This is a genomic window from Microbispora sp. NPDC049633, from assembly GCF_040675265.1.
Lineage (GTDB): Bacteria > Actinomycetota > Actinomycetes > Streptosporangiales > Streptosporangiaceae > Microbispora > Microbispora maris.
Map to the genome: position 1 here is coordinate 1 of NZ_JBFAOO010000247.1, position 9,640 is coordinate 9,640.

Genomic DNA, 9,640 nt, shown 5'->3' on the forward strand with positions numbered 1-9,640 from the left:
TGGACCCGCGTCCACCTCGACCTGCTGCCCTACCCCGGCGACGACCAGGCCGCGGAGGTGGCGCGGCTGCGGGCCCTCGGCGCGAGGCCCGCCGACGTCGGCCAGGGCGACGTCTCGTGGATCGTCCTCGCCGACCCTGAGGGCAACGAGTTCTGCGTCCTCCGCCAGAGCTGACGCGACCGCGTCACGATCGAACGGATTCGGGCCCCGGCGCGCCGCGCACACCGGCAGTTCCGGTCACTGAGTCACCTTCTGGAGGAACTCGCTCACGTTGACCGCGGTCCTGCTGATCTTCTCTTCCAGCGTGAGCGACTCGGGCATCCGCCCGCCGGGCCCGACGTCCTTCTTGCCACGCAAATACAGGGAGCAGGCCAGGTCGGTGCAGACGTAGACGCCCACGGAGTTGCCGCTGCCGACGGCGCGGCGGGCGGTCATCAGCGACACGCCGTCGCCGGTATGGGTGGTCAGGCAGAGCGAGCACATGCTGCGCCGCACGTGTCCGGCATTGGAAGTGGCCCGCCGCAACGCCACCCCGACCAGCCGGTCGCCCTGTTCTGCGACCAGATACGCGCGGCCCGGTGAGGCGGGGTCCTGCCAGCCCAGGAAGTCCAGGTCGTCCCAGGGCCGCGCACCCAGATCCCGCGGTACGGCGAGGCGTTTGGCTTCGCCCTTGGTGCAGTTGACGAACGAGGCGCGGATCTCGCGCTCAGCGATTGGCTTCATAGGATTGAAGCTACCCACTGCCGCTTTGAGGGGCAATCAATTAAGCTTTTGCCTAGGACTCCTAGGAAAAAGAAGGATGGCGGGATGGCGCGAGCCGGGGTGACGCTCGAGCGGCTGACCGAGGCGGCAGCGGAACTGGCCGACGAGGTGGGGCTGGAGAAGCTGACGGTCTCGGAGCTGGCGCGCAGGTTCGGCGTGAAGGACGCCAGTCTGTACTCGCACATCAGGAACGCCCACGAGCTGCGGATCCGGGTGGCCGCGCTGGCCCTGACCGAGCTCGCCGACCGGGCCGCGGCGGCGCTGGCCGGACGGGCGGGCAAGGACGCGCTGGTCGCCTTCGCCGGCGCCTACCGCGACTACGCCAGGGAGCATCCGGGCAGGTACGCGGCCATGCAGGTGGATATCGACCCGCAGACCGAGGCGGCTGCCGCGGCCCGGCGGCACTCCGACATGACGCGGGCGATTCTGCGCGGCTACGCGCTGGCGGAGCCCGACCAGACCGACGCGGTCCGGCTGCTGGGCAGCGTCTTCCACGGGTTCGTGAGTCTCGAAGCGGCAGGCGGCTTCCGCCATCATCCGCGCGCCGCGGCCGAGTCCTGGAGCCGGATGCTCGACACGATCGACGTCGCCCTGCGCAACTGGCCGGCCGAGCGCGCGGAGCCTGACGCGAGCCGTGTCGTCCCTCGCACGTGATCGGCGTTGTCACGTGTCGCAGGTCGTCACGGCCTTATCGCTTCCAGCGCACCGGCCGACGCGATGTGCACGACGGCGTCCCCGGCTCTGGCCGGATCGCCCAGCTGTCCCCAGCGCAGAGGCCAGCCACCACGAGGCGACCGACGGCGGTCAGCCCACCCCGCACCACCCGGTCGGCGACGTTCTCCCCGACCGGACCCGCCCCGATCACGATGACGTCGTACGTGGTGCTGTCCATGTCAGTTTCCCTTCGCGGCGCGGCCGAGGCGAACGGCCGATATGAGGAAGAAGACGCCGCCGGGGATGGCGTAGCCGGCCGCGTTGGTCAGCGTCGGGTCGGTCGCCGAGGCGCCGAGAATGAACGACGCGCCGGCGAGTACCGAGATGGCACCGCTGATGATCATCGGCCACTGGCCGCCCATCGTGCGGCGGGTGACGCCCACGATCAACTGGACCAGTCCGGCCACGATCGCCCAGGCGCCCCACACGCGCAGCACAGCCGGGACGCCGGACGCGCAGGCGACGGCCACGCCGATGGCGGTGATCAGGCTGACCGCGATGTTGACGTACAGCAGGGCGGGTGCTCCGGTGGCGCGCGACGCGCGAGCGTCGATGACGGCGGCGGCCACGTCGAACAGCGGGTAGAGCACGAGCAGGGCGATCGCGAGCGGACCCAGGTTCGAGGCGGTCGTGAACATCGCGAGGGCCCAGACGATGGCGAACGCGAACCGGACGAAGTACAGCCGCCGCAGCGCGGACGCGGTGCCGGAGATGCCGGGTGAAGCAGCGATGGAACTCATGACGATCCTTGTCGGAGTTGGAGTGAGGAGTAGACCGCCTCGCTCGTTCCGGGAGGACACTCCCGGCGCGCGCTGACGGCCGTGGTCGCGGCAGAGGCTCGAGGGAAACTCAGGCCGGCTTCACGAGGGTCGGAAAGTCCGAGGTCCTCCGTGCCGCGCACGCGGGAGCCGCCGCCGGCAAGGCCGGCCGCGGCCGTACCCGGATGAACAGCGGGGCGGTGCGTACGTGAAGACGAGCCACTAGGGAGAGCTCTTTTCGCAAGACAGAACGTTCTACCTCGCACAGCCTGCAACCTTCGGCGCGCGCTGTCAAGACCGAACGTTCTACCTACTAGGATGGCCTCATGCGTAGCCAATCCGAAGGCCGGACGTCCGAAGCGCGGTCCCGGCTGCTCGACACGGCCACCCGGCTCTTCTACGCGGAGGGCATCCACGCCGTCGGCATCGATCGCATAGTCGCCGAGGCGCAGGTGACGCGGGCCACCCTCTACCGGCACTTTCCGGGCAAGGAAGACCTTGTCCTCGCTTATCTGAACGAGGTCGACCGGGCCTTGCGGGGTCAGGCGGACCAGGCCGTCGCCGCCGGACTACCGGCCGCCGACACCATCCGGGCCCTCAGCAGATCCATCGGCGATGGCATCCAGTCCCCCGGCTTCCGGGGATGCGCCTTCCTGAACGCTGCCGCCGAGTATCCCGACCCCGAGTCCCCGGTGCACAAGGCCGTGCTCGCCCACCGCCAATGGTTCCTGGAAACCATCACGGAACTACTGGCCAAGGTCCAGGAGACCGGCGCCGAGCCCGCCGCCCGCCACTTCGTGATGATGCGCGACGGCGCCATGGCCGCCGGCTGCCTGTTCGACCCGGTGCTGATCTGCGAGACCTTCCTCCACGGAGTCGAGCGGCTCCTGCAGGTTTACGCCGCCACCGACTACAGCGGAGCGGCGGACGCCTGAAACCGCGGGCGCATCCGCTCAGGAATGAAGCCCTTACCGGCGATCGCCGGCGGGATACCTCGGCGCGCAGCCGGCATTTTCCGCACAGCCGTTTCGGCCGGCCCGGCGATGACGGTCGGCCGCGCAAGCCCGCTCCGGGCTCCTTCGCGAGGCTGGAACACTGCCCGCATTCGGCCGGCCAACCGTAGTGCGGGTGGGTGATGTAGCCGAGAAATGCCGTACGCCCGCCTGGTGCTGAACGACGTGACAAGGCCGGCGTTTCCGCGTGCCTCGGCTTCGCCCAGCACCAGCCTGGCCTCGAAAACCCGCTCCTCGGGTGCGACGGCGGCACGCCCGCACCAGGTACAGCCCGGCAGAATTTTCGCCTTCCTTATTCCTCTCGGTGCGGCATCATCCAGGATATGCCGATATATGCCGCCAAACGAGGCAAATCGGAAAGGTCATTGACAGTCTGAGAGCGGCACGCCATTTTGTCTTAGGAGCGATCCAGCAATTTGCCTAAAGGTCGCTCTTTTTGCTTATACAAAGGCCGGAGCGGTTCGGGGGCGTTCACGCCTTTCGCCATCGTCAACCAATGGGAGGAACTCGCACATGAGGCGTTCTCATGCGCGTGGCCACGCGCCAGGTCCGTCACACAGGGCGGTCGCCGCTCTAGGCGCGCTGGTCCTGTCGGCGGCGGCCCTGACGGCCCAGCCGGGTGCGGCGGCGGCCGCACCCGGCGATCCGGGCGTGCCCGCGCCACCGAAGACCGTCTTCGCCGAGGACTTCGAGCACGATCAGGGCGCCACACCCATCCTGGTCAGCGACTACACCGGAGCCGCGCCCGTCCACCAGACCTACACCGCCGACCCGGCCTGGCTGACCCACTGCAACGGCTGGATCGCCTCGCAGCAGAACCCCGCCGTCGCGCCGGTGGACTCCGGCTGCGGCAACGCCTGGGCGACGGTGAAGCAGATGGCCGGCGCGCTCGGCCAGTGGGCGGGCGAGGACCCGGCGACCAACCACGCCGTCACGGCCTACACCGGGGACGATCCCGGCTCGGGCAGGACTCAGCTGGAGTCGAACTTCTCCATCGACATCGGCCCCAAGCGGTTCCTGGCCTTCTCCGTTGACGTCGCCGAGACCAACTGCTTCGCCAACCACGCCAAGCTGGGCTTCTACCTGCTGGACGCCGTGACGGCCGTGCCCGCGTTCACCACCCCGATCGAGCCGTGCGCCCGCCCGGGGACGACGATCGGCTCGGTGGCCGTCGGCACCTACACCAGCGACGGGCCCGTCCTCTTCGACGGGGGCGCGCTGCGGCTGAGGCTGGTCAACTTCCAGGCCAGCGGCACCGGCAACGACGCGGCCTTCGACAACGTACGCATCCTGGACGTCACACCCCGGCTCGACGTCTCCTACAGCCCCGATTCCGCCCGCGTGGGCGAGACCGCGGCGCTGAAGTTCACGATCACCAACACCGGCGAACTGGCCGTGAAGAAGGGCTGGTCGTTCAAGGGCAGCCTGCCGAGCGGCCTCACCGTCGCCGGGACGCCGTCCACCGACTGCGCGGACGCGACCGTGACCGCGCCGCAGGGAGGCGGGCAGGTCACGGTGACCGGGACCCTGCCCGCCGGCGCCGCCTCCTGCTCCGCGACGGTCACCGTTGCGGCCGCCCACACCGGCACCTACCGCACGTGCGCCGCGGACGTCACCGACCGCACCGGGATCGACCCTCCCGACTGCGCCGAGGTCACCTTCACCCGGCCCGTCCTGGTCTTCGACGCACACGCGCACGGCGGCCGGGTCTCGGCCCCGCTGGTGACGGTCGCGCCGCTGGTTCCCTCCGACGTCACCTGCACCGACGCCCCGGGCTCCGACGACGGCACGCTCCTGCAGGCCACGCTTCCCGGCCTCGGCTCACTGGGCGCGATCGCCACGAAGGCCGCCGGCGCGGTCGGCGACGACGGCCTGCGCACCGCGTCCGCCTCCGCCAAGACCGCGGGGGTGAACCTCCTCGGCGGTCTCGTCACCGCCGAGGAGATCACCGCCAAGGCCGAAGCACGGGACGGCGAGAGCGGGCAGGTCGACGTCGACGGCTCGGTGCGCATCACCAACCTCAAGGTCGGCGGCGTGTCGATCGCCGACCCGAAGCCCAACCTGACGATCAACCTCCCGCTCGTGGCGAAAGTCGTGATCAACGAGCAGGTGCCCATCGCGGGGGGCGCCGGTGTCGCGGTCAACGCCATCCACGTGCGGACGCTGGCGGGAGTGGACATCGTGGTCAGCCACGCCAGGGCCGCCCTGACCGTCCCCGGCACGCCGTGCCCGTCCGCCTGACCACCCGGTCCCGTCGGCCGCCCGAGGCGGCCGCGGCTCGACACGAGGAGACAGCCTTGACCGACTGGAGATCCCGGGCGCGCTCGCTCGCCCTTGCCGCCGTAGCCGCCCTCGGCGTGGTGGCGCCGGCCACCGCGAGCCCGGCGCGGGCCCGGCCGCTCGCGCTCGTGCAGTGCCAGGGGACCGAGTCCGTCGCCTACAACCCCGGAGTGCTCTTCCAGCCCCGCGACTTCGAGATCACCACCACCGGCCGGTTCACCTCCTGCCTGGGCGGAGGCGATGTGACGAGCGGATCGTACGACGAGCGGTTCACCATCCTCGCCGGCTGCAACGACCTCTTCGACGGCTTCACGGCCGCGCGGACCGTCACCTGGAACACCGGGGAGGCCAGCGTCATCGAGGGCACCGGCAGCAGCACCGGCGTGGCCGGGCAGGTCGTCACCACGTTCACCGGCACCGTCACCTCGGGTCCGTTCACCGGCCGGTCCGCGGTGCAGCTCATCGCCCTCCCCCAGCCGAACCTGCTGATGTGCCTCACCACCGGCCTCACCGGAGCGACGGGGGTGACGACGCTGACCATCACCTGAGCCCCGCCGCGCTGGGGCCCCGTCCCGGTCCCCACCGGGGCGGGGTTTCCCTGTACGGGGAAGGGCTCTCCGCGGACCGTACGGCACCGGCCGGGGGAAAAGCCGGTGCGGGCCGCCGGCGCCGGCTGACAAACTCCCCGGCATGGCCACACCGGAACCGAAGACGGACCTCCACCGCTATCTGCAGACCGCCCGCGACGCCTTGTTGTGGAAGCTCGACGGGCTCTCCGAGTATCAGATCCGCCGCCCGATGACCCCGACCGGCACCAACCTGCTGGGACTCGTCAAACACCTCGCCGGAGTGGAGGTGGGCTACTTCGGCGACACGTTCGGGCGGCCGTTCGGCGAACCGCTGGAGTGGATGGAGGACGACGCCGAAGACAACGCGGACATGTGGGCGACCGCGGACGAGTCGCGCGACCACATCGTCGGGCTGTACCGCCGGGTATGGCAGCACTCCGACACCACCATCGCCACGCTGGCGCTCGACGCGACCGGTCATGTCCCGTGGTGGCCGGACGAACGGAGCACGGCGACACTGCACCAGATCCTGGTGCACGTGATCGCGGAGACCAACCGGCACGCCGGTCACGCCGACATCGTCAGGGAACTCATCGACGGCACGGCCGGGATGCGGGACGGGAACCTCAACCTGCCCCACGGCGATCAGGCGTGGTGGGAGAGCTACCGCGACCGCCTGGAGCGCACGGCGCGGGAGACCGGCGAGGGCTGATCACGGGCGGAGGCGAACCGGCTCTGTCCGATACGGCACGTCGTGGCGGCGGCCGGCTGCCGCCTGGACGGCGATGCCGTCGGAGATCGTGTGGATGAGTGCGGCCAGGGCGGCCGGTTCGTAGCGGGAGGGCAGATCGGTGGCCTGCTCCAGCCGCCTGCGCAGCGCGGCCTCGCCGGCTTTGCGGGCCGCGATGGCGTCCTGGCGTGCGGTGTTCGCGTCGGGTCCGCGGGCGTGCACGCTGTTGACGCACAGGCGGCCGTGGGGTGTGTCCTCGCCCGCGCTCGGGTCCACGGCTCCGTGGATCAGCTGCTCTATGACGTCACGGCTGGTGGGCGCGTTCGTTCGGCCTCGATTTCTCAGAGGGAACCAAAATCCTGACCATCATGGCCGGGCACTTCCTGGCCGCACTCGAACGGGTCGCGGGCCCGCCGGCCGACTTCGCGGCCCTCCACCAGGAGGTCGCCCAGGCCATCGCCGAAGACCGGTAGCCTCACCCCGGTTTCGAGACCGGCCTGCGCCATCACCGGCTCCTCGCCGCCATCGAACGGTCCGCGGCCGATGGAGCCGCCCTGGAAATCTCGTGACCCGCCCGGCGCGACAGACACCGGCAGCGGCGAGGGCGACGGCAGCCCGACAGCCTCAAGGTCCGGGCTGACGGTACTTCGTTGAGCCTTTCTCACCACGACCTGGCCCCTTGAGGCCCGCGCCGCCGGGTCAGGCGGTGGCGAGGACGGTCACCTCGTCGCCGACTCGGATCTCACCGTAGTCGCGGGGGATGAAGCGGACACCGAACCAGGTCTTGCCGCCCCAGCTTCGGTGGCGGGCCAGGGTGCGGAGAGGTTCCTTGCCCTTCTCCAGGGTGACGGGGTCGTAGGTGGGCACGGCGCAGCGGTCGCACAGTTCGGACATGCGGAAGCGGAGGGCGCCGATGCGGATCTCGCGCCAGGTGTCCTCGACGTAGGGGGGAAAGCCGTCCACGACGAGGCTGGGGCGGAAGCGGGCCATGTCGAGGGGGGCGGGGACCTCCTCCTGACGTTCGAGCGCGCCCTCGGCGATCCAGTCGTCGAGCCGGCGGAGGGAGGATCGGGAGGTGAGCAGGAAGGGAGCGTCCCCGGCGAAGCTGACGACGTCGCCGGGGAGGCCGCCGTGGGAGGCCGGGACGGAGCAGCGGCGGGGGTCGTCGAGCCAGACGAGGTGGGCGGGTTTCCCCAGCAGGCGGCTGAACCAGGCGTGGGCCTCCGGATGGGCGAGGACCGCCGTGTCGAGTTCCACGAAGTGGACGGGGACGTGTTCGCCCGTGGCCGGGGGCACCTTCAGCTGCGGCTGACCGGGAGCTTCGAGCAGCAGGCCGTCCTCGGCGGTGCGAGTGGCCACGACGGACAGCAGTCGCGGGTTCTCCCCCACCCAGTGCAGGTCGCCCGACTCGTCCACCACGGCCCACCGGCGATCCCCCGCCAGGCCCCATGGCTCCACGACCGCTGAGTCAACAATCCACCCGGAAACCGACTTCACCGGGTATCTACGGATCTCGGCCAGCTCCACGTCGCCAGCGTACGTCCGGGAATCACTCCTCGAAAGCCGGAAACTCCGGCATCCTGACCGGCTTTGCGGCAAGACGAGTAGACAGTGTCTACCAATGCTTGGTAGACACTGTCTATGGATGATGCGGGTTCTTTGCGGGAGCGGCTCGTGGAGGTGGGGGTGGACCTCGTGCTGACCGAGGGCACCGCCGCGCTGGGACTGCGGGAGATCGCCCGCCGGGCCGGGGTGTCGCACGGGGCTCCGCGCCGGTACTTCCCCACGCACCACTCGTTGCTGTCGGCCATCGCCCGCCGGGGCTTCGCCGACCTCGAGGCGCGGTTCGCCGCCGCGATGGCCGGGCTGACCGCACCGCGTGAACAGCTCCAGGTGTTCGCGCGGGAGTACGTCGGCTACGCGCTGGAATGCCGGGGCATGTTCGAGCTGATGTTCCGCCACGAGCTGCTCGACAGCGACCGGCACGCCGCGGACGGGCCGAGGCTGCGCGAGTCCACGCTCCCGCTGTTCGAGCGCCTGACCACGCTGGTCGCCCAGTGCCGGGCGAAACAACACCGGGACCGGGCCGACCTCCCGGAGGACCCCGCGGTGACCGCCGCCGCCTTCTGGGCCAACCTGCACGGGATCGCCCAGTTGTGGACGTGGGGCAGCCTGCAGCTCGTCCTCGGCGCCGGCGGAGCACCCGGCGCGGAACGCCTCGACCGGCTGGTCGCCGAGGCGCTGGACGCCCATCTCGGGCCCGTCGCCTCATGACCGCGCGCAGGCATCTGGCGCTGGTGGTCAGCGCCGCCGCCGCGATGATCGTCGCGCTGGACGGCACGGTGCTGGTCGTGGCGCAGCCGAGCCTGCGGCGCGACCTGGCCGCGAGCGTCACCCAGGTGCAGTGGACCAGCACCGGCTACATGGTCGCGGTGGCCGCGCTGCTCGTCATCGCGGGCCGGCTCGGCGACCGGTACGGCCATCGGCGCCTGCTGGTCGCCGGTGTGCTCGGCTTCGCGGCCGCCTCGGCCGGCATCGCGCTCGCGCCAACCGCCGGCTGGGTGATCGGCCTTCGGGTCGTCCAGGGCGTTTTCGGCGCGTTCGTCCAGCCGGCGACGCTCGCGCTGCTGCGGCTCGCGTATCCGGCCGACCGGCTCGGTACGGCGATCGCCGTACGCACCAGCGCCATCGGCGTGGCCGGTGCGGCCGGGCCGGTCCTGGGCGGCGTCGTCGTGGCGGAGCTCGGCTGGCGCACCGTCTTCGTGCTCAACATCCCGGCCGCCGTCCTGATCGCCGCGCTCACCCTCGCCGTAC

At 70.8% G+C, this 9,640-nt stretch carries 13 protein-coding genes; 8 read left to right on the top strand and 5 right to left on the bottom strand.

Features of this window, described 5'->3' with window-relative positions; all coding sequences use genetic code 11:
• Positions 1–174: VOC family protein (locus AB0J39_RS35345; protein ID WP_363472838.1), on the top strand; the 174-nt coding region annotated here is incomplete at its 5' end.
• 63 nt (positions 175–237) lie between these two features.
• Here AB0J39_RS35345 and AB0J39_RS35350 read toward each other — a convergent pair.
• The gene (locus AB0J39_RS35350; RefSeq protein ID WP_363472804.1) at positions 238–723 is read right to left on the bottom strand and encodes an FBP domain-containing protein; all 486 of its coding nucleotides are present in this window, start codon (positions 721–723) and stop codon (positions 238–240) included.
• 84 nt (positions 724–807) lie between these two features.
• Between AB0J39_RS35350 and AB0J39_RS35355 the strand changes: the two genes are divergently transcribed.
• Positions 808–1,416, top strand: coding sequence for a WHG domain-containing protein (locus AB0J39_RS35355; RefSeq protein ID WP_363472807.1), 609 nt, complete (start codon positions 808–810; stop codon positions 1,414–1,416).
• A 239-nt stretch (positions 1,417–1,655) separates the two neighbouring features.
• On the opposite strand, the gene AB0J39_RS35360 is transcribed toward AB0J39_RS35355, so the two are convergent.
• On the bottom strand, positions 1,656–2,216 hold the full coding sequence (locus tag AB0J39_RS35360) for a hypothetical protein (protein ID WP_363472810.1): 561 nt from the start codon (positions 2,214–2,216) through the stop codon (positions 1,656–1,658).
• Positions 2,217–2,560: 344 nt separating this feature from the next.
• Between AB0J39_RS35360 and AB0J39_RS35365 the strand changes: the two genes are divergently transcribed.
• From AB0J39_RS35365 to AB0J39_RS35380, 4 genes are all read left to right on the top strand, one after another.
• The gene (locus AB0J39_RS35365) at positions 2,561–3,169 is read left to right on the top strand and encodes a TetR/AcrR family transcriptional regulator (RefSeq protein ID WP_363472813.1); all 609 of its coding nucleotides are present in this window, start codon (positions 2,561–2,563) and stop codon (positions 3,167–3,169) included.
• 591 nt (positions 3,170–3,760) lie between these two features.
• Entirely contained in the window at positions 3,761–5,488 is a 1,728-nt protein-coding gene (locus AB0J39_RS35370) for a choice-of-anchor P family protein (RefSeq protein ID WP_363472816.1), read from the top strand.
• A gap of 56 nt (positions 5,489–5,544) precedes the next feature.
• Complete coding sequence (locus AB0J39_RS35375; RefSeq protein WP_363472818.1) at positions 5,545–6,075, top strand: hypothetical protein; 531 nt, start codon at positions 5,545–5,547, stop codon at positions 6,073–6,075.
• Positions 6,076–6,217: 142 nt separating this feature from the next.
• The gene (locus AB0J39_RS35380) at positions 6,218–6,808 is read left to right on the top strand and encodes a DinB family protein (protein WP_363472821.1); all 591 of its coding nucleotides are present in this window, start codon (positions 6,218–6,220) and stop codon (positions 6,806–6,808) included.
• Here AB0J39_RS35380 and AB0J39_RS35385 read toward each other — a convergent pair whose 3' ends face one another.
• From AB0J39_RS35385 to AB0J39_RS35395, 3 genes are all read right to left on the bottom strand, one after another.
• Positions 6,809–7,102 (bottom strand): hypothetical protein, encoded by a 294-nt coding sequence (locus tag AB0J39_RS35385; protein ID WP_363472824.1) that lies wholly within the window; start codon positions 7,100–7,102, stop codon positions 6,809–6,811.
• Positions 7,103–7,167: 65 nt separating this feature from the next.
• Positions 7,168–7,494, bottom strand: a complete 327-nt coding sequence (locus AB0J39_RS35390) for a hypothetical protein (RefSeq protein ID WP_363472827.1) — start codon at positions 7,492–7,494, stop codon at positions 7,168–7,170.
• Between the two features lie 31 nt (positions 7,495–7,525).
• Entirely contained in the window at positions 7,526–8,587 is a 1,062-nt protein-coding gene (locus AB0J39_RS35395; RefSeq protein WP_363472829.1) for an MOSC N-terminal beta barrel domain-containing protein, read from the bottom strand.
• Here AB0J39_RS35395 and AB0J39_RS35400 point away from each other — a divergent pair.
• Together AB0J39_RS35400 and AB0J39_RS35405 are read left to right on the top strand one after the other, a co-directional pair.
• A complete protein-coding gene (locus AB0J39_RS35400) occupies positions 8,468–9,100 on the top strand; it encodes a TetR/AcrR family transcriptional regulator (protein WP_363472832.1) in 633 nt (210 codons plus the stop codon). The two genes, AB0J39_RS35395 and AB0J39_RS35400, sit on opposite strands and share 120 nt — an antisense overlap.
• On the top strand, positions 9,097–9,640 hold a 544-nt coding region (locus AB0J39_RS35405), incomplete at its 3' end, for an MFS transporter (RefSeq protein ID WP_363472835.1). The genes AB0J39_RS35400 and AB0J39_RS35405, both read left to right, overlap by 4 nt.